Source organism: Flavobacterium flavipigmentatum (assembly GCF_020911905.1).
Classification (GTDB): Bacteria; Bacteroidota; Bacteroidia; order Flavobacteriales; family Flavobacteriaceae; genus Flavobacterium; species Flavobacterium flavipigmentatum.
On the sequence record NZ_CP087133.1, the window covers coordinates 4,272,277 to 4,295,234 of the forward strand.

Below are 22,958 nucleotides of genomic sequence, written 5' to 3' on the forward strand. Positions count from 1 at the left end.
AAAAAACCTTTTTAAAATTAAAAAAATCAATTTTACCCTAAAAAATATGGGGTATAATTCTAATTAATAAAAATTGATTAAAATAAAACTGATTTAATTAAAACATAATTTACATTTTACCGAAGTTAAAATTCTTACAAATAAATATCCTTCAAATTACAAAAAAAGGATCCTTAATTAGTACTATACAAATTACCAAAAACAAAAAAACTGCTCTAAACAGAACAGATTTCGTTAACAAAATGCAAAGCACATTTTGAAGATTACAATAATTTAAAAGCAAAAAAAAACTCCGAACGCATAAAGCATCCGGAGTTTTCACCTTTATATAATCAACCTTATATCTTAGATTACGGTTCCTTTTAGAGTAAGCACTTTAGGCGTAGCCTCTGCATTTGTAGTAACTGTAACTGTTTTTGTAAAGGCACCCTTATTTGCTGCATTGTAAGTAGCCGTGATTTTTGCTGTTTTTCCAGGAAGAATTGGCTCCTTGGTATAATCTGTCGCTGTGCAGCCGCAAGAGCCGACAACATTAGTAACAACAATCGCTGTATTTCCAGAATTCTTAAATTCAAAAACAATAGCTTTTGGTTTTCCTTGCGGAATTTCACCAACATCAACACTTTCTGTTTTCCAGACAATAGCTGCACCCAAAGTTGTGTTATTCTTCTTAGCAATCAAATATTCTACCGGCGAGATTGTCGCAAAAGACATTAATCCCAAGGCCAAAGCCAACATTGTAATTTTGATCATTTTCATAGTTATTTATTTAATGGTTAAAGTTCTTGTTATTCTCTATAGCAAAAGTACTTATGACCTTCTACAATCGCTGTTAACCGCTTTCAAATGTTTGTTAATGACTTGTTAATGGGAGTTTTTAAATCTATTTTTGATTAATATTGCACTTCTAAATCCTTTTGTTTGAAAATAAATAAACTCAATAGCATCATTATTCTCGGACTTGTAGCCATCATAGGAATATTGATTGCACAGTTATTGTGGACAAAAGAGGCTTTTACTTTAGAGCAAAAAAAGTTAAGCCAGAAAACACATATTGCTTTGCTGGAAGTTGCCAAAAAACTATACGAAGGCACTAATCATGAATTACCCGCACAAAATCCGGTGCAAAAAATAGCCAATGACTACTATATTGTAAACATCGACAATGATTTTGAACCTGATATTCTGGAATTTTATCTAAAATCTGAGTTCAAAAAAATGAATATTACGACAGATTTTGAATACGCCATGTACAACTGTCAAAGCGACGAAATGATTTATGGCAATTATATTTCGCTATCCGAAAAAAGCAAAGCAAAACAGTCTGTTTATTTTCCAAAACATCAAAATTTGATCTATTATTTTGCTGTGCGGTTCCCAAACGAAACAAGTTATCTTTTTAGTTCGATGCGTTTTTGGTTTGTACTTTCGATCATGCTTATTTTTATTCTGTTAATTTATGTGTACTCCATTTTTACGCTTTTGCAGCAAAAAAAATACTCGGAATTGCAGCGTGATTTCATCAATAATATGACTCATGAGTTCAAAACACCTTTATCTTCTATTCTCATTGCTTCTAAATACTTGATCGAGCAAAATCCGATTAAAGAAGATAAAAAATTGCATACTTATACGGACATTATTATCAATCAGAGTAATAAATTGAATAGTCATATCGAAAAAATTCTGAATGTTGCCAAATCAGATTATACAGCATTAGAATTAAAAATCGAAAGCGTCCTGATCGTACCAGTTCTCGAAGAAGCCATTCAAAACATTCAATTAAAATATCCTGACGCTAATATTACAATCGAATCAAATACTGATGATCATCAGATAGCAACCGATATTTTTCATTTTTCCAATTTAGTGTATAATTTACTCGACAATGCCGTAAAATATTGTGATTCGCAACCCGAAATTTTGATTCGGATTACAATCGAAAATCAAATTTTAAAATTAGAATTCATCGACAACGGGATCGGAATTACAATTAAAAATATTCCGTTTATATTTGATAAGTTTTACCGCATTCAAAACTCAAAAAGCAACGAAGTCAATGGATTTGGACTCGGTTTGTACTATGTAAAAAAGATTTGCACCTTACAAAGCTGGAAAATTGCGGCCTCAAACAACAGCGTAAACGGAACTACGATTACCTTATCAATTCCTTATAAAAAATGAAAAAAATCAGAATTCTTTATGCCGAAGACGATGAAACGTTATCTTTTTTAACCAAAGACATTTTGGAGCAAAACAATTATGAGGTTGTACATTGCTGCGAAGGAAAATCAGCTTTCGAAACTTTTAAAAAAGAAGATTTTGACATTTGCATTTTTGATATTATGATGCCAAAAATGGATGGCTTTGAATTGGCAACCGAAATTAGAAAACTCGATAATTATGTCCCTATTATTTTTCTATCAGCTAAAACTTTAAAAGAAGACCGCATAAAAGGATTGCGTTTGGGCGCCGATGATTATCTCGTAAAACCTTTCAGCATTGAAGAATTGCTCTTAAAAATTGAAATTTTCTTAAAAAGAGTGCAAAAAAATATTACTCTTGAAAAATCGCTTTATGAAATTGGAAAATACCAATTTGATACCAAAAATTTTATTCTTTTTAATGATCATGAAAAAATTGGCCTCACTCAGCGCGAATCAGAACTCCTCAAATTATTTCTTGACAACAAAAATAAAGTTTTAAAAAGAGAACAGATTCTGATGTCATTATGGGGTACTGATGATTATTTTATGGGACGAAGTCTGGATGTTTTTATTTCACGTTTGCGAAAAATTCTAATTAGCGAAAGCGGAATCGCAATAGAAAACCTGCACGGAATTGGATTTCGATTTTCAATGGTGTAATAATTTTTCATTATCACTATTTTTCGTAAATTTAATATCTAATTATTTCAAATATGAAATTACATCATTTACGAAACGCTACTTTAATCATAGAAACAGAAGATCACGTAATTTTGGTAGATCCAATGTTGGGAAAGAGAAAAACGATTGCTCCTTTTACATTATTTCGCTACCAACCTAAAAGAAACCCTTTGGTGATGCTGCCTCGCAATAGCAAAGATATCCTAAACCGTGTCACACATTGCTTGATAACTCATTTGCATCCTGATCATATTGACAAAAGAGGAGAGATTTTTTTAAGGAGAAAAAACACTCCAGTAATCTGTAGTACCAAAGACGAAAAAGCGTTACTAAAAAGAGGCCTAAACATCTCTCAAACCTTAAATTATGGTGAAAAACAAGCTTTTTTAGAAGGTAAAATTACAGGAATTCCTGCCATTCACGGTTATGGATTTATTGCAAAATTGATGGGCAATGTGATGGGTTTTTATATTGAATTGCCTAATGAAAAATCAATTTACATAAGCGCTGATACCATTTTTACAAAAGATGTAGAAAAAGTTTTGATCGAAAAAAAACCAGACATTGCTGTTTTCGCCTGTGGAACAGCAAGACTTGACATCGGACAACCTCTTTTAATGAAAATGGATGATATCTTAAAATTTGTAGCACTGGCACCCAATAAAGTGCTTGCAAATCATCTCGAAGCTCTCAACCATTGTCCCACAACCCGGGAAGAATTGAAACTGGCACTTGAAAAAAATAATCTTCTCGAAAAAGTTGCCATTCCGCTTGACGGAGAAAGCGTTGATTACTAATTATAAAACCAGCAAACCAAATTCGCGTAACGTATTAATGGGTTTCGAATACCAAAATAGTTCGAAATCCTCTAATTGCGTTTCGAAATCATTTTTCACTTCTTGAAAAGTATAATTTTTTGTATTTGAAATAGCGGTTTTTTGTACAATCTGAATCAGCCATTCGCCCTCACTTTTATTAGTTTGAATAACAAATCTTTCTTTCTTATCATGAAAAGTCAGCGTCATCATTTCCCAGGTTTGACCTTTTTTTGATTTTGTAAAATACTCAACAAGTGGCTTTCCGCCTAGCCAAACCACTTTTGCATTTGGTTTTGTGTCGAAGTGGTTTTGTTCTTCAAGCGCATTAAAAATAAAATCGTGATGAATTTTAGTCTTTGGAATTTTAAAATCAAACCAATCTTGCAACTCATAATCAAAACAGATACCGTGCATGAAATTAAAAAGTGATTTTTTTAATCCAAAACTAAATTTATTGTGGTCAATACCAGTAGCATCGGTATAATCAATATCATTATTGGCAAAAGTTCCGATAATTTCGGTTGTTTTTGTCACGCCAAATTTCTCTGGATACAACCCAACAGGACTGTGCGCTGTCATTGCAAATTGATGCCAAAAACCAGATTGCAAAACGCCCGCTTCAAACAACTGACGCACCATTTCGAGACTATCTACAGTCTCCTGAACCGTTTGTGTCGGATAACCGTACATTAAATAAGCATGTACCATAATCCCTGCTTCGGTAAAATTGCTCGTCACTTTTGCTACTTGTTCAACTGTAACACCTTTATCAATCAATTTCAATAAACGATCAGAAGCTACCTCTAACCCGCCCGAAACAGCAATACAACCGGAAGCCTTTAAGAGCAAACACAGATTTTTAGAAAAGCTTTTTTCGAATCGAATGTTCGTCCACCAGGTTACCGCTAATTTTCTACGAAGAATTTCCAGCGCCAAGGCACGCATTAAAGCTGGCGGCGCTGCTTCATCGACAAAATGAAAGCCATTTTGTCCCGTTTGAAGCATCATTTCTTCTATGCGATCGCAAAGCAAATTGGCTGCCACGGGCTCATAAACTTTTATGTAATCGAGCGAAATATCGCAAAAAGTACATTTTCCCCAATAACATCCGTGTGCCATTGTAAGCTTATTCCATCGCCCGTCACTCCACATTCTATGCATTGGATTAACAATTTCGATCACAGAAATGTATTTATCCAAAAACAAATCAGAGTAATCTGGCGTTCCGACCTGAGCTTGCTTATAATCGTGTTTTAAGGAATTATTTTTATAAACAACTTCGCCATTTTCTAGTAAAAAAGTCCTTTTATAAGAATCAGAATTTGGATTTTCGAGATTAAAAATTAACTCCTCAATCGGCACTTCACCATCATCTAAGGTAATAAAATCAAAAAACTCAAAAACACGAGCATCAGAAAGAGATCGTAATTCGGTATTTGGAAAACCGCCACCCATCGAAATCTTGATCTCAGGATGATGTTGTTTTACCCATTGCGCGCACCGAAAAGCGCTATATAAATTCCCTGGAAAGGGAACAGAAATTAAAAACAATGTGGGTTTTATTTCCTCAATTTTAACTTTTAAAAGCGAAATTAAAATTGAATCAATGTACGTTAGTTTTTGTTGTAAAGCGCAGTACAATTCATCAAAAGAATTAGCGCTTCGACCCAAACGTTCGGCATATCGGCTAAAACCAAAATTTTCATCGACACATTCTACAATAAAATCCGAAATATCTTCCAGGTACAAAGTTGCCAAATGCTTGGCTTTGTCCTGCGTTCCCATGGTCCCAAAAGCCCAATCGAGTTCTTCGAGCTGTGCAAAACGAGAAGCTTCCGGCAAAAAATCTTCCTGACAAATCTGCAAAGCCAAGGTTGGATTTTTTCCCTGCAAAAACAGAATTACAGCATCAATGGTCTTGATGTATTCATCCTGTAAAGCAAAAATACGTTTCGAATTATCGGAGACTTCAGGTTTTGAAACTTCAAATTTGGAACTTGAAACCTGAAACAAATCAATCAACCCTTTCTTCGAAAACAATTCCAATATCACATCAATACCTAAATCCGCCTGAACCGATTCGATATTTTTTGTATTTAGAAATCCTTTTATATACGCTGTTGCCGGATACGGCGTATTCAGTTGTGTAAAAGGAGGCGTGATGACGAAGAGTTTGGTTTTCAAAAGAAATATTTTTTGCAAAAATACGGGATATTTGGATGATTTTGAAGAAAAGATTTATATCGTTATTTTAATTTTATTTGTAGATAATTAATTACATTTGTCTTAACTCAAATCTATCAAATGAAGCGAACTTTACTCTTTTTTTTTCTCATAATTAACAGTTTAACTTTAGCTCAAAATAAAAACAAATCTCTTGGTTTTAAAGAAAACAAAGGTCAGATTATTGATCAAAAAGGAAAGTCAAATACAGCTGTAAAGTACTTATTAAGTTCTAATGGTTTGAATGTTCAGCTTAAGAAAAATGGATTTTCTTATGATATTTATGAAGTAAAAAAGAATCCTTCGTTAAATCCGAGACATGAAAATGTTTTGCCTTCACATTTTGAGAAAAGTAAAAAGGAGGAGCTTCCAGAATCTAGTTTGGAATATACTTTTCATAGAATTGATATTGATTTTCTGAATTCCAGTTCAAAAGTAGAATTGATCGCAGAAGAACCATCAGACGACTTTGAAAATTATTATAATATCCTAAATAAACCTGATGGTATTTTAGGAGTACACCAATATAAACAAATTACTTATAAAAATATTTATCCAAATATTGATATTGTATTTTCTATTCCGAAAGATCCGGAAAAAACAGTAGAATATAATTTTGTAATTCATCCTAAAGGAAAAATTTCTGACATTCAATTAAAATTTAATGGTGCTGAAACTGATCTGGTTGATAATAAAATCCAGATGAGTGTTCGTTTTGGAAAAATGGAAGAAACCCTTCCTTCGAGTTGGAGTGAAGAGGGAAATAGTAAAAAGGAAATTTATGTTAGTTATAAGAAGATTAAGAGAGCTGTTTATGGGTTTGATACAGTTAATGCTGTTGATGGAAAAACTATCATTATTGATCCTGTACCCATGAGACTTTGGGGAACTTATTATGGCGGAGCACAACCAGATTATGTATCATCTATTTGTACAAAAGATGATTTTGTATACATTTCAGGAACAACTTACAGTACAATCAATATTGCATCAACAGGATCAAATCAAAATAATTATGCATCAATTGGTAATTATGATTCTTTTTTTGCAAAACTAAACAGTGATGGTACAAGGATTTGGGGAACATACTATGGAGGATCAAGTACAGATGATATTTTTCAAATTAAAATTTCTAATTCTAATAACATCTATATAGTTGGAGCGTCTCTAAGTAATAATAACATTTCTACAGTTGGTAGCCATCAGCCAATTAAAAGCAAGTTTTATGATGGTTTTGTTGCTAAATTTGACAATAATGGTACCAGACAATGGGGAACTTATTACGGAGGCTTAGATAATGACAATATATATAGTATTACAGTTGATCCAAATGAAAACATTTACATTTGTGGTGCCACATTTAGTTATGAAAATATTTCTACTTCAAATGCGCATCAATTAAATATCATAAAATCATCAAATAATGCACGAGACGGATTTATAGCAAAATTAAATAAAGACGGGATAAGACAATGGGGAACTTATTACGGAGGAAATAATGATGATTCTATTTCTGACTCTAAAATTGATTCTAATGGAGATATTATTTTTTTAGGCTCTTCACAAAGCAGTAGTGGTATTTCAACAATAGGTTCTTTTAAAGAATTCAATGAAAATCAGGATAATTTTTTGGTCAAATTTTCACCCAATGGTAGTAGAAAATGGGGTACATATTTTGGAGGAGAAAAAACAGATTTATTTTATTACATTGGAATTGATGGAACAGATAACCTCTATTGCTTTGGAGAAACAAATAGCACTATAAATATTAGCACTCCAGGTTCTTTTCAGCAAAATTTTGTTGCAAATGGATTGGGTAAATGTGGAGGTATCATAAAATTTGATCCTAATGGATTCAAAATATGGGGTACTTATTTTTTTCCGGAAGCTTCTGGAGGATCTGTCACTAAAAATGGCTCTATTTATTTTATAGGAAGATACGAAAATGGTTTTATTACTACACCAAATACATATCAAGAAATTAAAAATGCAGGTACAGAATCTTACTTAGTAAAATTTAATACTGAAGGGCAAAGAGAATGGGCAACTTATTTTGGAGGAGAAAAGGCTGATAATGCAATAATGACTGACGTTGATAATAATTCCAATGTTTATCTTGCAGGAAGTACTAATAGTAAAACTAATATTGCTACTTCAAATACATATCAGCCAAATTTATACCAAGATATAAATGGTTTTACCCCAAATATTGCCGATGCTTTTTTGGTTAAATTTCAAGATTGTTTATCAAATCCCACAGTATCAAGCAACTCACCAGTCTGCATTGGTAAAACCTTAGAACTTAAAGCATCTGGAGGTATAAATTATTCATGGACAGGTCCAAATGGTTTTACGTCAACAGATCAAAATCCAACAATTACAAATACTTCAACTACTAATATTGGAGAATATAGCTGTTTAATTACAGGAACTGGTGGTTGTGATGATACAAAAAAAATCACTGTTGCTATTGGCGACGTTCAAGCTGCCGTTCCAGATATTGCAACTCTACCAACAATAACAGGAGATTGCCACACGACTATAACCACAATTCCTACAGCTACAGATATGTGTGCAGGTGCAATTACTGGTTCAACTACAAATCCTTTATCTTATAGTTTACCCGGAACTTATACAATTGTCTGGAACTATAATGATGGAAATGGCAATATCTCACATCAAAATCAAATGGTTACTATTACTCGTCAACCACTTCCGGTGGCAAATACCTCACAAAATTTATGCATCCAACAAAATGCAACATTGGCAAATATTCAAATCACAGGTCAAAATATAAAATGGTATAATGCTGCAGCTGCCGGAACACTTTTACCAAGTACAACCTTACTTCAAAATGATATAATCTATTATGCAACACAAACAATAAATGGTTGCGAAAGTGAAAGATTTGCAGTAACAGCAAAAATACAGAATACTTTACCTCCAACAGGAAATGCAAATCAATCTTTTTGTTCAGGACAAAATCCGACAATTGCAAATATTCAGATTAATGGAGATCTCATAAAATGGTACGATGCTGTGGTAAATGGAAATCCTTTATCAACATCAACGAATCTTCAGGATGGTAAAACTTATTATACTTCACAAACTGTAAATACTTGCGAAAGCGAAAGATTTGGCGTTACAGTTTCGATTGAAAATACACCTTCTGCTCCAACAGGAAATGCAAATCAACCCTTTTGCAAAAGTCAAAAAGCGACTTTAGATAATATTGCAATTTTTGGTCAAAATATAAAATGGTACGACACGAATTTTGCAGCAGCTGTTTTACCAAATACAACTTTATTGGAAAACAATAAAACATACTATGCCTCCCAAACAGTAGGTTGCGAAAGCGACAGAACGCCGATTTTGATTAAAGTTACTGATAGTACACTGCCAATAGCAAAAAACGATCAAAGTTTTTGTATTGATGAAAATGCAACAATTGCTGATATAAATATTAGTGGACAAGATCTAATCTGGTATGATAAAGCAACAGTTGGAAATAGTCTTTCAACAACAACAATACTTGAAAACAAAACTTATTTCGTTACCCAAACTATTAACAATTGCGAAAGTGAAAGAGTAGCAATTAATATAAAAGTACAAGACACAAAACCGCCAATTGCCAATTCACCGCAAGTATTTTGTATTCAAAAAAACGCCTTAATAGATAATATTGATATTGCGGGACAAAACATTAACTGGTACGAAAGTGCTTCTTCGAATATCAAATTATCAGAATTAACTCCAATTGAAAATGGAGCCACTTATTATGCCTCTCAAACTACAAATAGTTGTGAAAGTGACAAAATACCTGTAACTGTAAATATATCTGAAGCAACATTTGGTGATTGTATTAATTATGTAGACGAACTTCCGTTTCCTAAATTTTTTACTCCAAATAATGATGGTTTTAATGACATCTGGACTATAAATTTTGCTTATCTGGCTCCAAACACAGGAATTAGGATATTTGACAGATATGGGAAATTCATTAAAGAATTACCAATTAATGCTTCCTGGGACGGAACTTATAGTGGTCAGGATGAACCCGCTTCAGATTATTGGTTTGTAGTTACCAGACTGAATGGGAAAGAATTCAGAAGTCACTTTAGCTTAAAGCGATAAAAGTTTACATTTATACAAAAGAAGTCCGTCTAATACTATTAAAACTGACTTTTTAATTATCAGATAAAAATATTTTAAAACTTATGTATTTTTTTAGACACAAATAAAAGTGCCAAAACTGTAATTACTGCAGCAATTGACAAATAATATCCAACATAAGTTAAACCGTAATGGGTAGCAAACCAAATGGCAATCATAGGTGCAAATGCTGCACCAATAATTCCGGCCAAATTAAATGTTAGAGAAGCACCGGAATAACGCACTTCAGTTGGGAATAATTCTGAAAGAAAAGTTCCAAGTGGTCCGTAAGTCAACCCCATCAAGGTCATTCCAAGACATAAAAAAATCGTAATAAAAGTTACGCTTCCGGAATCTAAGAAAGCTGCAAACAAAAATCCAAAAAAAACAATGGCTATCGACACCGCTATCAAAACTTTTCTTCTTCCAAATTTATCTGCGATTATAGCCGAAATCGGAATCGAAAACCCAAAAAACAGAACTGAGAAAAGCTGAATTATCAAAAAATCACGTCTTGCAAATCCGAGATTGGTAGTCGCCCAACTCAAACTAAAAACAGTCATTAAATAAAATACCACAAAAGTAGTTACCGCAGCAAATGTGCCGAAAATTAATTCTTTCTGATACTTTTTTAGAATGGTTACAAGTGGAATTTTGACTTGTTCTTTGGCTTCAACAGACTGAACAAACGATGGCGTTTCTGTAATTTTCAATCGGATATAAAACCCTACAACTACCAAAACAGAGCTCGCAATAAACGGAATTCTCCATCCGTAGTCAAAAAATTGTTCGTTGGTCAAAACATCTCCTAAAATCAAAAATGTGCCACCAGAAAGCAATAATCCGATTGGCGCACCCAATTGTGGAAACATTCCGTACCAAGCACGTTTGTTAGGAGGAGCATTCTCGATGGCCAATAAAACTGCTCCACCCCACTCGCCACCTAAACCCAGTCCTTGACCAAACCTGCAAACCGTCAATAAAATGGGTGCCAATATGCCGATACTGGCATAAGTAGGCAGTAAACCAATACAAACCGTAGAGACTCCCATAGTTAATAAAGCCACGACCAAGGTAGTTTTTCGTCCAATTTTATCACCATAATGACCAAAAACCGCCGAGCCTATAGGTCTTGCAAAAAAAGCAACTGCAAACGTAGCGAGCGATTCTATTACCGAAGTGGTCGAATCTGAACCAGGAAAAAACAATTGCGGAAAAACCAATACTGCCGCATTGGCGTAAATATAAAAATCAAAAAACTCAATGGTAGTACCAATTAAACTGCCAAAAAGAACATGTTTTAGAGAGTTCTCTTGCTTAGGATTATTTTTCATGTGGTTCGAAAAGATTTAGTAAATAGACCTTAAAAGTCTATTTAATTTTTGAAAGTAACAAATATTTAGTTCCGCTTTTTTTTGGTAATTTAGCAACAAATAAAAATCAATATGCCAACCGACTGTATCAGCTATCAAAACTCTGGATATTTCTCGACTTTGATACACGATTATTTAGAGCAAAAATCAGATTTAAACTCCCTATATAATCATTTTCCAACACTGGAAAACTTTGAAAAACAAATCGCTGAAAAGCAAAAAAATTTCGATAACTCGAATAGAATTCCTTTGGTTGAAACCTTAAAAAAGCAATACCAAAACATCAAAATTTCAGATGCGACCCAGCAAAATATCGGACTACTAGAGCATTCCAATACTTTTACTATTACCACAGGTCATCAGCTGAATTTGTTTAGCGGACCTTTGTACTTTTTATATAAAATTATTTCGACAATCAATCTTACCAAAGAATTAAAATCGAAATATCCTGCTCATAATTTTGTACCCATCTACTGGATGGCGACTGAAGATCATGATTTTGAAGAAATTAATTATTTTAATTTTAAAGGAAAAAAATTCCGTTGGAATAAGGAAAGTACAGGACCGGTAGGAAGACTTTCTACAGAAGGTTTAATCGAGTTTTTGGAGATTTATTCTAAAGAATTGGGCGCCAGTACCAATGCGAATTATCTAAAAAAACTATTTGAAGAAGCCTATTTGCAACATGAAAATTTAGCCGATGCCACCCGTTTTTTAGCCAATAGTTTGTTTGCCGCACAAGGTTTAGTCATTTTGGATGCTGATGATGCGCATTTAAAAAGAGCCTTCATTCCTTACATAAAAGAAGAATTAATAAAACAAACTTCTTTCAAAACGGTTCAGAAAACAATCGAACAACTAAAAAACTATACGGTACAGGTTAATCCTCGTGAAATCAATTTATTTTATATCGAAGACACTTTGCGTGAACGAATTGTTTTTGAGAATGACAAATACATCGTCAACGGTACTACAACATCATTTTCAGAAGAAGAAATTCTACATTTAGTAGAGAATCATCCAGAGAAATTCAGTCCCAACGTAATCATGCGTCCCTTGTATCAGGAAATCATTCTCCCTAATTTGTGCTACATTGGCGGAGGTGGAGAAATTGCTTACTGGCTGGAATTAAAATCTTTTTTTGACGCCGTAAACATTACTTTCCCGATGCTTTTGGTGCGAAACTCAGTACTTTTAACCACAGAAAAACAAGTAAAAAAAGCAGACAAATTAGGTTTAAGCTGGCAAGATTTATTTGCCAAACCAGCCGATTTGATCAATGCGATTACACATAGACTATCTCCATTTCCAATTGATTTAACGCCTCAAAAAGAAATTTTAGCTCAACAATTTCAGCACCTTTCAGCATTGGCGCAACAAACCGATAAATCTTTTATTGGTGCTGTAAAAGCGCAGGAAGTCAAGCAAACAAAAGGCTTAGAGAATTTGGAGAAACGTTTATTAAAAGCACAAAAAAGAAATCTAAGCGACCAATTACAGCGTGTTATCGATCTGCAATGTGAATTGTTCCCCAATAAAAGTTTGCAGGAACGTCAAGCGAATTTTTCAGAATTTTATCTCGAAAAAGGCGAGCAATTGATTCCGCTTTTATTGCAAAAACTCAAACCTTTGGCAACTAATTTTGACATCATCACCATTTAGTTTTGTATTTATTTGCTAAAACATCAATTCGTGAAGTTTTAATTATGAATTAATTAAAAACAATTCATAAAAAAGTCTATTTTTGCACAAAATTTAAAAATCGCAAGAAAATGGCAACAAATAGAACTTTTACAATGATCAAGCCGGATGCTGTAGCAAACGGACACATCGGGAATATCTTAGCAATGATTACAAACGGAGGTTTCAAAATCGTTTCTTTAAAATTAACACAATTAACTGTAGCTGATGCTCAGGCATTTTATGCAGTACACGCTGCAAGACCATTCTACGGAGAGTTGGTTGAATTTATGTCACGCGGACCAATCGTTGCTGCTATTTTAGAAAAAGAAAACGCAGTAGAAGATTTCAGAACTTTAATTGGAGCTACAAATCCAGCTGAAGCTGCTGAGGGAACTATTCGTAAAGCATACGCTACTTCTATTGGAGAAAATGCAGTACACGGTTCTGATAGCGACGAAAATGCCGCTATCGAAAGCGCATTTCACTTTGCTGGTAGAGAGCAGTTTTAATCATTTTAGATTTTAGAGTTCAGAGTTTAGATTTTAGATTACTGAACTTAACAATCACAAAAAAAATCCATTTCGTTTGAAATGGATTTTTTTATTGAAAATTTCGAAAAATCTAAAATCTAAAATCTAAAATCATCGCAGCACCACATCCTTAACCACATCACGACCCAATTCTTCATTGATCATTTTTACAATTTTAGACTTTCCGTGACTCAGTTCTTCTCTCAAAACAGCCGAACCCAGTTCTACATACAGCGTACTTCCCTTCAACACTATATTTTTAGTATACGTATTTACGCCGTTTCCCATCAATTGTCGCCAAGCTTCCTTCACATCTATTTGATCCATTCCTGGCTGTAGCTTATTGACCTGAATAATTTGTTGCAAAACCGCTCCAATCGTACTTTCATTATTTAGTCTTTTCGCCATCTTTTAGTAAATTTATCGGTCCTGCTTTTTTATAATGATATTCTTTGTTTTCTTTATTTTTAGCTACAAATTCTTTATCAGAAATTGCAATTATTTCCTCACTCCACTTGGCATACGCTGTTTTATAATCCAGAAAAGTTTTTTCTCCGTCAAAACGTACCGTGACATTTTCGAAAGAATCACTTGTCAAAAAAGTTCCGTCAAATTGTGGCATAACTTTCTTCCTAAATCCTTTATTATTCTTGATTTCAAAATAATCAAAACTCTCATTCATACCGTAATTCTTCTCTTCACCCTTCTCAAAAACTACTTTTTCAATTTCCCAATAACCATTTAGTTTTGCAATATCCTCCGACTTAATTTCCTGCTTACAGCTTATCATCAAAACTGATACAAACAAAATTATAAACGATTTTTTCATGTTTTTATTTTTTAAAATTAGACCTTCTCGCACCAAATATCTAAAGTATCGGGAGCTATTTCCTGCTGTCCGACTCTATCTTTTGTGGCGAACCCCGCCACAAAAGGATGCCGCTCCCATCAGGGCTAGGACTCCAGTTTTCAGAATATTATTTTGCAGACTACAAAGTTAACCTTATAAAATTCAAAAGAAATAAAAAAACACCAAACACATTAAACTATTTTGCATATTTTTGGTCAAACCCCAAACCAAAAACAAAAACCATGACCAAAAACATTTGTAAAATCCTGATCCTGTTCACGTTCTTCAGCTGTAGCAAAGAAGACAACGACACAACCACAACCACCAATCAAACCATGTATTTTCCACCTTTAACAGGAACTACTTGGGAAACGCAATCTATTTCCGACCTCAAATGGAATCAAAATGCTGTACAACCGCTTTTAGATTATCTCGAGCTTAAACATTCCAAATCATTCATTGTTTTGGTGAACGGCCGCATTGTTTTAGAAAATTATTTCAATGGTCATACCGCCAGCACCAACTGGTATTGGGCAAGTGCCGGAAAAACACTCACCTCGACCGTGACAGGAATTGCACAACAAGAGAATTTACTCAACATCAATAATAAAGTATCGCAATATATTGGTACCGGCTGGACAAGCGAAACTTTGGCCAAAGAAAACCTCATTACGTGCAAAAACCTGCTCACCATGACTTCAGGTGTAGACGACACCACTGACGAAGTTGACCCAGCAAGTTTGATTTACAAAGCAGATGCTGGAACCCGCTGGGCATATCATAATGTCTATGTAAAACTACAGGATGTAGTCGCTCAGGCAAGCGGACAAACTTGGGGGAATTATTTTAACACCAAATTACGAGACAAAATCGGAATGAACGGCAATTGGGTTCAGATTGACGTAAACAGTGTCTACATGAGCAACTCAAGAAGTATGGCGCGTTTTGGCCTCCTAATGCTCAATAAAGGAAAATGGGACAACAATACAATCCTTAATGAAACTTTCTTTAACGAAGCAACAAATACTTCGCAAAACATCAATTTAGGATATGGTTATTTGTGGTGGCTGAACGGAAAAAGCAATTATCATTTACCACAATCACAACTTACTTTTCCAGGAAGTATTATTCCGACCGCACCAAACGATATGTTTATGGCACTGGGCAAAAACGATCAGAAAATATATGTTATTCCGAGTAAAAAAATGGTAATTATCAGAATGGGAGACGCTGCAGATGATGTCAATCTTGCTTTGTCTGATTTTGACGAAACTTTATGGGAGAAAATTAGCGCTTTGTACAAGTAACTTTGTATAAATTCTAAAAAATAAATCCCAAATCCCAACTTTAAAATTGGAATTTGGGATTTAGAAATATTGATTTTTTTATTATAAAATCTTAATTCGATTAATTTTATCGCTTCGTGCGTATTCTTTTTAGCATTCCGACAAAAAAGAAAATCAGTCCTACAACCAATAAAACATAATAAAAAGACAAACTTTTGCCTTTAAGTACATTGGCCAAAACAAAACACACCACACTTGCAAAATAAAACGTAACTGGTGTTAAATTTTTTAAAGAAGAAAAACTCATTCTACAATTATTTAAAGAAACTATCAACAAATTCATATTTATTAAAGACCTGTAAATCTTCAATTCCCTCACCAATACCAATGTATTTTACAGGAATCTGAAACTGGTCAGAAATACCAATAACAACACCGCCTTTTGCTGTTCCGTCTAATTTTGTCACGGCAAGAGAAGTAACTTCAGTAGCGGCAGTAAATTGTTTGGCTTGCTCAAAAGCATTTTGACCCGTAGAACCATCCAAAACCAAGAGCACATCATGTGGTGCATCGGCCACCACTTTTTGCATTACACGTTTTACTTTGGTCAACTCGTTCATCAAATTGATTTTATTGTGCAAGCGTCCGGCAGTATCGATAATCACGATATCGGCATCTTGAGCCACCGCAGATTGCAAGGTATCAAAAGCAACAGAAGCAGGATCGCTGCCCATATTTTGCCTTACAATAGGAACATCCACACGATCAGCCCAAACTTGTAATTGATCGATCGCTGCGGCACGAAAAGTATCTGCAGCACCCAAAACCACTTTATAACCCGCTTTTTTAAACTGATACGCCAGCTTGCCAATTGTAGTCGTTTTACCAACACCATTTACACCAACGACCATTAAAACATATGGTTTTTTATCTTTCGGAATCTCAAATTCGGTGGCTTCGCCTCTGTTGGTTTCAGATAACAAAGCACCAATTTCGTCACGAAGTATTTGGTTTAATTCTTCTGTTCCTAAATATTTATCATCGGCAACGCGTTTCTCGATTCGCTTAATAATTTTAAGTGTCGTGTTTACGCCAACATCTGAGGCAACCAAAATTTCTTCGAGGTTGTCCAGAACATCGTCATCGACTTTAGATTTTCCGGCAACTGCCTTGCTTAATTTTGAAAAGAAAGTAGTTTTTGATTTTTCGAGACCTTTGTCTAAAGTCTCTTTTTTATCAGTAGAAAATAATTTTTTAAAAAAACTCATTTTTTGTAGATTAATTTAAGATTGGAGACTTCTTATATTTCTAAATAATCTGAAGCCTGAAAATTGAAAAAAAGCACCATTGTTTTAGACTAGCCCCGACAGTAGCGATATCCTTTGTTTGCCTTCTTTAGGCAGACAAAGATATAGCGGATGGCGGGAATCATGTTTAAAAAAAGCCAATTGCTGTGCTTCTAAAAAATTTTAGACAAATATAAAAATAAAAAAGCTACTTTCGGAATGAAAGTAGCTTTTCTATATAATGTGATTGTTATTATTTCTTTTTCAAGAAAGTGTCCACTTCTTCAGGAGCCATAATAGATTCTACGAATGTATAAGCGCCAGTTTTAGGAGATTTCACCATTTTGATGGCTTTTGATAATCTCTTAGAAGCTGTTTGTAACGATGCTACGGTTTTCTTTGCCATGATTCAAATGTTATTGAAATTAATAAAAAACCAAATGTTTCCACCTGAGATTTTATCAAACCTCTAATTATTACTTAATTTCTTTGTGAACAGTTACACGCTTCAAGATTGGATTAAATTTTTTAATCTCTAATCTGTCTGGAGTATTTTTTTTGTTCTTTGTTGTGATGTATCTTGAAGTCCCTGCAACACCTGTAGTCTTGTGCTCAGTACATTCTAAAATTACCTGGATTCTATTACCTTTCTTTGCCATCTTGCTATCTATTTATTTAGGAAAAGATTATTTGATAAATCCTTCTGACTGCGCTTTTTTCAAAACAGCAGAAATTCCATTTTTATTAATTGTTTTTATCGTAGATGCTGCTACTCTAAGAGTAATCCATCTATCTTCTTCTGGAAGATAAAAACGCTTCTTAACTAAGTTTACAGAAAATTTTCTCTTAGTTTTGTTCATAGCGTGAGAAACGTTATTTCCTACCATCGCTCTTTTACCTGTAAGGTCACAAACTCTTGACATTATACTTATCTTTTATCGTTATTCAAAATCAGGGTGCAAAGAAAAGAAAAATAAACGATTGAAACAAAAAATTAATGCACATTTTTTAAAATTTCTTTCTGTAATATTTCAAAACTCTTAAACGTGGCTCTATCTATCACTTTTTCACGTGGTTGACCAAAATTAAATTCTTCTACAATTATATCATTTGGGGTTGCAATTGCAAGAAAAACCGTTCCGATTTCGGCATCTGAGTCTCCTTTTGTAGGTCCTGCATTACCTGTTGTGGCAATTGCATAGTCGGTTTTAAGTATCTGTTTCACATTCAAAGCCATAGCCTTTGCAACCTCAGCACTTACCACCGAATATTTATCAATCAAATCTTGCGAGATCCCGAGAACATTCACTTTTATCTCTGTTGCATACGAAACCACCGTGCCTTTATAATATTTTGATGCTCCGGGAACAGCTGATAAAACAGAACCAATTTTTCCGCCTGTAAGGCTTTCTGCAGTCGAAATAGTTCTATTTTGTTTGGCTAACATTCTTCCTACAATCACCTCGATCGTTTCGTTTTCTTCGTAACCTACTATAATATCGTTAATTATAGCATCTAGTGATTGTATATTGGTTTCAAGAGCTGTTTCTAACATTTCTTTGTCTGTTCCTCGGGCAGACAGACGCAGGCGTACCCTTCCTGGGCTTGGCAGATATGCCAGTTTGATAAAATCGGGCAAATTATTTTCCCAATCTTCTATACGTTCTGCCACCATACTCTCGCCTTGACCATACGTTAGAATGGTTTTATGAATGATATAAGGGCGTTTGTATTCGCGAACAATTTTTGGAATTATTTCGTTTTCGACTAAATATTTCATTTCGTACGGAACCCCCGGAAGAGACACAAAAACGGTGTTTTCTTTCTTCATCCACATTCCGGGTGCGGTACCTACCTGATTGTGCAATACATTACAAGTTGAAGGAACAAGAGCCTGATCTTTATTTAATTGTGAAATAGGACGTTTGTAAAAACCTTCTATCAATTGGGTTACGTGCGCTAGTACTTCTGGATTTACGACCAAATTGTCATCAAAATATTCGCAAAATGTTTTTTTGGTCACATCGTCTTTTGTTGGCCCTAATCCTCCGGTTACGATAACAACATCTACTTTGTTTTGCAATTGTGCAAAAGTGTCCAGAATATGTTTTTTATCATCGCTTATCGAAATCATTTCTGTGACTTCTACGCCTATTTTGTCGAGTGATTTGGCAATAAAGCCAGAATTTGTATCAATAATTTGGCCTATTAAAATTTCGTCTCCGATAGTAATGATGGTTGCTTTCATGTGTGTGCTATTTTTTTCTGACCCGATTATAAGCCATTATTTAAGATGAATGTGGTCGTGACAAATTGCGTGAGGGGTTGAAACGGCATCCTTTTGTGACGAAAAAAACGTCTGGACAACCAAAAAACGTTATGGAACAAAAGATACAGCAAAAAACCCGACCCTATTTTTGACCTGATTTTTATCGGGCAAAAATAGGGTCACGCCCAAATGCTAAAGATCAAAGTCTTTTTTGATTTCTTTGATTGCTTCTTTTACTTGTATTTTGATACTTTTGAAAGTCTCGATGATCTCTTTTTTCTTGCCCTCTGCTTTTGTCCAGGCTTCTACTTGCAGAATCTCTTCAAAAGCGACATTTAGACCCATTAAATCCAGAGTAGGTTTTACCTTGTGTGCATAAGCATAAGCATGTTTATGGTCTTTTTTCTTTATTCCTTCTCTGATTTCTTTTAGGTCTTCAGGAACTTCGTTAACAAATAATGTCAGGATGTCTTTTACAAAATCCGGATCATTATCTGAGAGTGCGTATACTTTTGAAAGGTTGTATTTTAAAGCCATTATTTTACTTGTATTCTAAATAATTTTTTATCTTCTAAAAAGCCTTCTAAAACATCGTTTGGTTTTACAGCAGCAACACCTTCGGGGGTTCCTGTAAAAATAATATCGCCAATTTTGAGTGTAAAATACTGCGATACATACGAAATAAGCTCATCTATTTTCCACAACATTAGGCTTGAATTTCCTTTTTGAACTATTTCAGAATTATTCGTTAATCCAAATGTAAGATTTTCCATCGAAGCAAAATCAGTTTTGGGTAAAAAATCACCGATAACCGCAGAACCATCAAATGCTTTTGCTTTTTCCCAAGGCAATCCTTTTTCTTTTAGTCTGGCTTGCAAATCTCTGGCTGTAAAATCGATTCCTACGCTTATTTCGTCATAATATTTATATGCAAACTTAGGTTCGATGTACTTTCCAACCTTACTAATTTTAACAATAATCTCGATTTCATGATGTACATCCTGCGAAAATTCGGGAATTACAAACGGATGTTGTTTTAGTAATACAGCAGAATCCGGTTTCATAAAAACCACCGGTTCAGCTGGTCGCTCATTTTTTAATTCTTCAATATGATTGGTATAATTTCTACCGATACAGATGATTTTCATTCTTTTTATGAGTTGTTAAGTTGTTAAGTGACTAAGACTCTAAAAACTAGAACTTAGCATCTCAGAAGCTTAGTCACTCAGCACCTTATTTCGTATTTAATTTTCTTAATTTAATAGCCGTCAGGACTTTTTTGGTATACAAAGGAAAATCAGCATTTTGAATCCAGCTAAAATATCCTGGTTCGGTTTGCAGCACTTTGTCTACTTTTGCGCCTTTGTGCTTCCCAAAAGTAAAAATTTCTTCGTTATCATTATCAAAAGCGATCATTCCTGCAAAATCGGCGATCTTTTTTCGGGTTGTAAATTCTGACAAGGATTTCATATCATTTTCCAATTCAGGATAACGATCTAATTGTGCTTTTAAAATCTCGTAAGTCGCCATTGTATCAGCTTCTGCCGAATGCGCATTTTCGAGGCTTTTTCCGCAGTAAAATTTTAATGCGGCACTCAGCGTGCGCTCTTCCATTTTATGAAAGATCGTCTGCACGTCGACAGAGACTTTATTTTTCATATCAAAATCAACTCCGGCACGCAGTAATTCTTCTGCCAGCAACGGAATATCAAAACGATCCGAATTGAATCCACCCAAATCGCTGTCTTTAATCATATTATAGACTTGCGGAGCCAACTCATTAAAAGTAGGTTCATTGGCTACTTTTTCATCTGTAATACCGTGCACAGCCGTTGTTTGCGGCGGAATTGGAATAGTCGGATTCACCAACCATGTTTTACTTTCTTTATTTCCGTTTGGAAAAACTTTCAATATCGAAATTTCTACTATCCTATCTTTTCCAATATCAATTCCCGTTGTTTCAAGATCAAAAAAGCAAATTGGTTTGTTGAGTTTCAGTTCCATTTTTTATTTTATAAGATTACAAATGTAATTTTTAAAGCCGAATTTTTCCTATTTTATTCACTTTTTTTGGTCATAAAATCATTTGATTTTACTTCAAAACTCACAAAAAAGAATCTTCAAATCTAATTTTTTCAGAATTGTTTTACTTTTTAAACAAATAAAAAAACCCAATAAACTCTACTGAATTTATTGGGCGATATTTTAAGTCTAAAACTTTTTAGAAATCTCTGTCTACATCAAAAGCTTCCAGATATTCTGCTACTCTTTTTACAAAACTTCCTCCTAAAGCACCATCTACCACTCTGTGATCGTAAGAGTGCGACAGGAACATTTTCTGGCGAATTCCGATAAAGTCACCTTCTGGAGTTTCAATAACCGCAGGCACTTTACGAATAGCACCCAAAGCCAGGATTCCCACCTGAGGCTGATTGATAATTGGGGTACCAAACACACTACCAAATGTCCCTACGTTTGTTACGGTGTAAGTTCCGCCTTGTGTATCATCCGGTTTAAGTTTTCCTGCTTTTGCACGATTACCTAAATCATTTACCGCTTTTGCCATTCCAACCAAATTTAACTGATCCGCATTTTTAATAACAGGCACAATTAAATTTCCGTTGGGTAAAGCAGCCGCCATACCTAAGTTAATATTTTTCTTTTTGATGATATATTCACCATCAACAGAGATATTCATTCCTGGAAAATCTTTTAATGCTTTTGCAACAGCTTCCATCATAATAGGCGTAAAAGTAAGCTTCTCGCCTTCTCTTTTTTCAAAAGCAGTTTTTACTTTATCTCTCCATTTTACGATATTCGTTACATCAACCTCTATAAAAGATTGCACGTGAGCCGATGTTTGCACCGAAGCGATCATGTAACCTGAGATTAGTTTACGCATTCTGTCCATTTCGATAATCTCGTCGCCTCCGTTTACAGAAACCGGAACCGCTTGTTGGCTTTTTTGAACCACTGGCGCTACCGCTTTAGGAGCTGCCTCCTCAATTTTAGGCGCCACTACCTCAACTTTTGCAGCTGTTTCTACTTTTGGCGTGATATTACCAGCCTTGCGATCCTCAACATATTTAAGAATATCCTCTTTGGTCACACGACCGTCTTTTCCTGAACCTGCAATATTTTCTAATTCGGAAACAGAAACTGCTTCTTCTTTTGCAATATTTTTTACTAATGGAGAATAAAATTTATCAGAACCTGAAAAATCTTGTGGAGCAGCAACCACTTCTTTTGCCACTTCGATGTTTTTTTCAATCTCAGCAATCTCATCAGGAACAGCAGTCTCTATAACCGCTTTCGTTGTTGGAGCATCACCATCTGTTTCGATAATTGCGATGGTTTGACCAACCTGAACCAAGTCATCCTTACCAAATAATTGCTCAACCAAAATACCCGATACTTCGCTCGGCACTTCGCTATCAACCTTATCAGTTGCAATTTCAAGTACCGCTTCATCAGCTTCAATTTTGTCTCCTACTTCTTTCAACCAATTTGTAATAGTTGCTTCAGCGACACTTTCTCCCATTTTAGGAAGTTTTAATTCAAATCTTGCCATATTATTAACCTAAAAGGTGATTTTGATTT

22 protein-coding genes are annotated in these 22,958 nt (G+C 34.5%); 7 read left to right on the forward strand and 15 right to left on the reverse strand.

Annotated features, from left to right (window positions below):
• Positions 1-345 precede the first annotated feature (345 nt).
• Positions 346-759 (reverse strand): DUF1573 domain-containing protein, encoded by a 414-nt coding sequence (locus LNP22_RS18015; protein WP_229974688.1) that lies wholly within the window; start codon positions 757-759, stop codon positions 346-348.
• 162 nt (positions 760-921) lie between these two features.
• Here LNP22_RS18015 and LNP22_RS18020 point away from each other — a divergent pair, with 162 nt between their 5' ends.
• From LNP22_RS18020 to LNP22_RS18030, 3 genes are read left to right on the forward strand one after another with little or no spacing between them, the layout of a single operon-like run.
• Positions 922-2,184, forward strand: coding sequence for a sensor histidine kinase (locus LNP22_RS18020; RefSeq protein ID WP_210666204.1), 1,263 nt, complete (start codon positions 922-924; stop codon positions 2,182-2,184).
• Positions 2,181-2,867, forward strand: a complete 687-nt coding sequence (locus LNP22_RS18025) for a response regulator transcription factor (RefSeq protein WP_229974689.1) — start codon at positions 2,181-2,183, stop codon at positions 2,865-2,867. Before LNP22_RS18020 ends, LNP22_RS18025 begins: the two co-directional genes overlap by 4 nt.
• A 53-nt stretch (positions 2,868-2,920) precedes the next feature.
• Positions 2,921-3,685 carry an MBL fold metallo-hydrolase gene (locus LNP22_RS18030; RefSeq protein ID WP_229974690.1) on the forward strand — a complete coding sequence of 255 codons (765 nt, stop codon included), beginning with the start codon at positions 2,921-2,923 and terminating at the stop codon, positions 3,683-3,685.
• On the opposite strand, the gene LNP22_RS18035 is transcribed toward LNP22_RS18030, so the two are convergent.
• Positions 3,686-5,890 (reverse strand): B12-binding domain-containing radical SAM protein, encoded by a 2,205-nt coding sequence (locus LNP22_RS18035; RefSeq protein WP_229974691.1) that lies wholly within the window; start codon positions 5,888-5,890, stop codon positions 3,686-3,688.
• A gap of 120 nt (positions 5,891-6,010) precedes the next feature.
• Here LNP22_RS18035 and LNP22_RS18040 point away from each other — a divergent pair, with 120 nt between their 5' ends.
• On the forward strand, positions 6,011-10,063 hold the full coding sequence (locus LNP22_RS18040) for a DUF7948 domain-containing protein (RefSeq protein ID WP_229974692.1): 4,053 nt from the start codon (positions 6,011-6,013) through the stop codon (positions 10,061-10,063).
• A gap of 74 nt (positions 10,064-10,137) precedes the next feature.
• On the opposite strand, the gene LNP22_RS18045 is transcribed toward LNP22_RS18040, so the two are convergent.
• Positions 10,138-11,415, reverse strand: a complete 1,278-nt coding sequence (locus LNP22_RS18045; protein WP_210666208.1) for an MFS transporter — start codon at positions 11,413-11,415, stop codon at positions 10,138-10,140.
• 111 nt (positions 11,416-11,526) lie between these two features.
• Between LNP22_RS18045 and bshC the strand changes: the two genes are divergently transcribed.
• Entirely contained in the window at positions 11,527-13,116 is a 1,590-nt protein-coding gene (gene bshC / locus LNP22_RS18050; protein WP_229974693.1) for a bacillithiol biosynthesis cysteine-adding enzyme BshC, read from the forward strand.
• Positions 13,117-13,226: 110 nt separating this feature from the next.
• A complete protein-coding gene (locus LNP22_RS18055; RefSeq protein ID WP_035640013.1) occupies positions 13,227-13,646 on the forward strand; it encodes a nucleoside-diphosphate kinase in 420 nt (139 codons plus the stop codon).
• 132 nt (positions 13,647-13,778) lie between these two features.
• On the opposite strand, the gene LNP22_RS18060 is transcribed toward LNP22_RS18055, so the two are convergent.
• Together LNP22_RS18060 and LNP22_RS18065 are read right to left on the reverse strand one after the other, a co-directional pair.
• Positions 13,779-14,075, reverse strand: a complete 297-nt coding sequence (locus LNP22_RS18060; protein ID WP_210666210.1) for a DciA family protein — start codon at positions 14,073-14,075, stop codon at positions 13,779-13,781.
• The gene (locus tag LNP22_RS18065; RefSeq protein ID WP_229974694.1) at positions 14,056-14,496 is read right to left on the reverse strand and encodes a lipocalin family protein; all 441 of its coding nucleotides are present in this window, start codon (positions 14,494-14,496) and stop codon (positions 14,056-14,058) included. The genes LNP22_RS18060 and LNP22_RS18065 overlap by 20 nt, the downstream gene beginning before the upstream one ends.
• A gap of 263 nt (positions 14,497-14,759) precedes the next feature.
• Between LNP22_RS18065 and LNP22_RS18070 the strand changes: the two genes are divergently transcribed.
• Complete coding sequence (locus tag LNP22_RS18070) at positions 14,760-15,824, forward strand: serine hydrolase domain-containing protein (protein WP_229974695.1); 1,065 nt, start codon at positions 14,760-14,762, stop codon at positions 15,822-15,824.
• Positions 15,825-15,930: 106 nt separating this feature from the next.
• On the opposite strand, the gene LNP22_RS18075 is transcribed toward LNP22_RS18070, so the two are convergent.
• From LNP22_RS18075 to LNP22_RS18120, 10 genes are all read right to left on the reverse strand, one after another.
• Positions 15,931-16,110, reverse strand: a complete 180-nt coding sequence (locus tag LNP22_RS18075; RefSeq protein ID WP_229974696.1) for a hypothetical protein — start codon at positions 16,108-16,110, stop codon at positions 15,931-15,933.
• Between the two features lie 7 nt (positions 16,111-16,117).
• Positions 16,118-17,071, reverse strand: coding sequence for a signal recognition particle-docking protein FtsY (ftsY, locus tag LNP22_RS18080; protein ID WP_210666214.1), 954 nt, complete (start codon positions 17,069-17,071; stop codon positions 16,118-16,120).
• A gap of 271 nt (positions 17,072-17,342) precedes the next feature.
• Positions 17,343-17,495, reverse strand: coding sequence for a DUF4295 domain-containing protein (locus LNP22_RS18085; RefSeq protein ID WP_072961632.1), 153 nt, complete (start codon positions 17,493-17,495; stop codon positions 17,343-17,345).
• A gap of 70 nt (positions 17,496-17,565) precedes the next feature.
• Complete coding sequence (gene rpmG / locus LNP22_RS18090) at positions 17,566-17,748, reverse strand: 50S ribosomal protein L33 (protein ID WP_007805817.1); 183 nt, start codon at positions 17,746-17,748, stop codon at positions 17,566-17,568.
• Positions 17,749-17,775: 27 nt separating this feature from the next.
• Positions 17,776-18,012 (reverse strand): 50S ribosomal protein L28, encoded by a 237-nt coding sequence (gene rpmB, locus LNP22_RS18095; protein WP_007805815.1) that lies wholly within the window; start codon positions 18,010-18,012, stop codon positions 17,776-17,778.
• A 71-nt stretch (positions 18,013-18,083) separates the two neighbouring features.
• Entirely contained in the window at positions 18,084-19,337 is a 1,254-nt protein-coding gene (locus tag LNP22_RS18100; RefSeq protein WP_229974697.1) for a CinA family nicotinamide mononucleotide deamidase-related protein, read from the reverse strand.
• Between the two features lie 213 nt (positions 19,338-19,550).
• Positions 19,551-19,895, reverse strand: a complete 345-nt coding sequence (locus LNP22_RS18105) for an Hpt domain-containing protein (protein ID WP_229974698.1) — start codon at positions 19,893-19,895, stop codon at positions 19,551-19,553.
• A complete protein-coding gene (locus LNP22_RS18110) occupies positions 19,895-20,506 on the reverse strand; it encodes a fumarylacetoacetate hydrolase family protein (protein ID WP_229974699.1) in 612 nt (203 codons plus the stop codon). The genes LNP22_RS18105 and LNP22_RS18110 overlap by 1 nt, the downstream gene beginning before the upstream one ends.
• An 85-nt stretch (positions 20,507-20,591) precedes the next feature.
• A complete protein-coding gene (locus LNP22_RS18115; RefSeq protein ID WP_210666218.1) occupies positions 20,592-21,362 on the reverse strand; it encodes a 3'-5' exonuclease in 771 nt (256 codons plus the stop codon).
• A 217-nt stretch (positions 21,363-21,579) separates the two neighbouring features.
• Positions 21,580-22,929 carry a dihydrolipoamide acetyltransferase family protein gene (locus LNP22_RS18120; RefSeq protein ID WP_229974700.1) on the reverse strand — a complete coding sequence of 450 codons (1,350 nt, stop codon included), beginning with the start codon at positions 22,927-22,929 and terminating at the stop codon, positions 21,580-21,582.
• Between the last annotated feature and the right edge of the window lie 29 nt (positions 22,930-22,958).

Bases quoted from the DNA above. Each gene is read 5' to 3' on its own strand.
- LNP22_RS18015 (WP_229974688.1), bottom strand. From the start codon at position 759: ATGAAAATGATCAAAATTACAATGTTGGCTTTGGCCTTGGGATTAATG.
- LNP22_RS18025 (WP_229974689.1), top strand. From the start codon at position 2,181: ATGAAAAAAATCAGAATTCTTTATGCCGAAGACGATGAAACGTTATCT.
- LNP22_RS18030 (WP_229974690.1), top strand. From the start codon at position 2,921: ATGAAATTACATCATTTACGAAACGCTACTTTAATCATAGAAACAGAA.
- LNP22_RS18040 (WP_229974692.1), top strand. From the start codon at position 6,011: ATGAAGCGAACTTTACTCTTTTTTTTTCTCATAATTAACAGTTTAACT.
- LNP22_RS18045 (WP_210666208.1), bottom strand. From the start codon at position 11,415: ATGAAAAATAATCCTAAGCAAGAGAACTCTCTAAAACATGTTCTTTTT.
- bshC (WP_229974693.1), top strand. From the start codon at position 11,527: ATGCCAACCGACTGTATCAGCTATCAAAACTCTGGATATTTCTCGACT.
- LNP22_RS18055 (WP_035640013.1), top strand. From the start codon at position 13,227: ATGGCAACAAATAGAACTTTTACAATGATCAAGCCGGATGCTGTAGCA.
- LNP22_RS18060 (WP_210666210.1), bottom strand. From the start codon at position 14,075: ATGGCGAAAAGACTAAATAATGAAAGTACGATTGGAGCGGTTTTGCAA.
- LNP22_RS18065 (WP_229974694.1), bottom strand. From the start codon at position 14,496: ATGAAAAAATCGTTTATAATTTTGTTTGTATCAGTTTTGATGATAAGC.
- LNP22_RS18070 (WP_229974695.1), top strand. From the start codon at position 14,760: ATGACCAAAAACATTTGTAAAATCCTGATCCTGTTCACGTTCTTCAGC.
- LNP22_RS18075 (WP_229974696.1), bottom strand. From the start codon at position 16,110: ATGAGTTTTTCTTCTTTAAAAAATTTAACACCAGTTACGTTTTATTTT.
- ftsY (WP_210666214.1), bottom strand. From the start codon at position 17,071: ATGAGTTTTTTTAAAAAATTATTTTCTACTGATAAAAAAGAGACTTTA.
- LNP22_RS18085 (WP_072961632.1), bottom strand. From the start codon at position 17,495: ATGGCAAAGAAAACCGTAGCATCGTTACAAACAGCTTCTAAGAGATTA.
- rpmG (WP_007805817.1), bottom strand. From the start codon at position 17,748: ATGGCAAAGAAAGGTAATAGAATCCAGGTAATTTTAGAATGTACTGAG.
- rpmB (WP_007805815.1), bottom strand. From the start codon at position 18,012: ATGTCAAGAGTTTGTGACCTTACAGGTAAAAGAGCGATGGTAGGAAAT.
- LNP22_RS18100 (WP_229974697.1), bottom strand. From the start codon at position 19,337: ATGAAAGCAACCATCATTACTATCGGAGACGAAATTTTAATAGGCCAA.
- LNP22_RS18105 (WP_229974698.1), bottom strand. From the start codon at position 19,895: ATGGCTTTAAAATACAACCTTTCAAAAGTATACGCACTCTCAGATAAT.
- LNP22_RS18110 (WP_229974699.1), bottom strand. From the start codon at position 20,506: ATGAAAATCATCTGTATCGGTAGAAATTATACCAATCATATTGAAGAA.
- LNP22_RS18115 (WP_210666218.1), bottom strand. From the start codon at position 21,362: ATGGAACTGAAACTCAACAAACCAATTTGCTTTTTTGATCTTGAAACA.
- LNP22_RS18120 (WP_229974700.1), bottom strand. From the start codon at position 22,929: ATGGCAAGATTTGAATTAAAACTTCCTAAAATGGGAGAAAGTGTCGCT.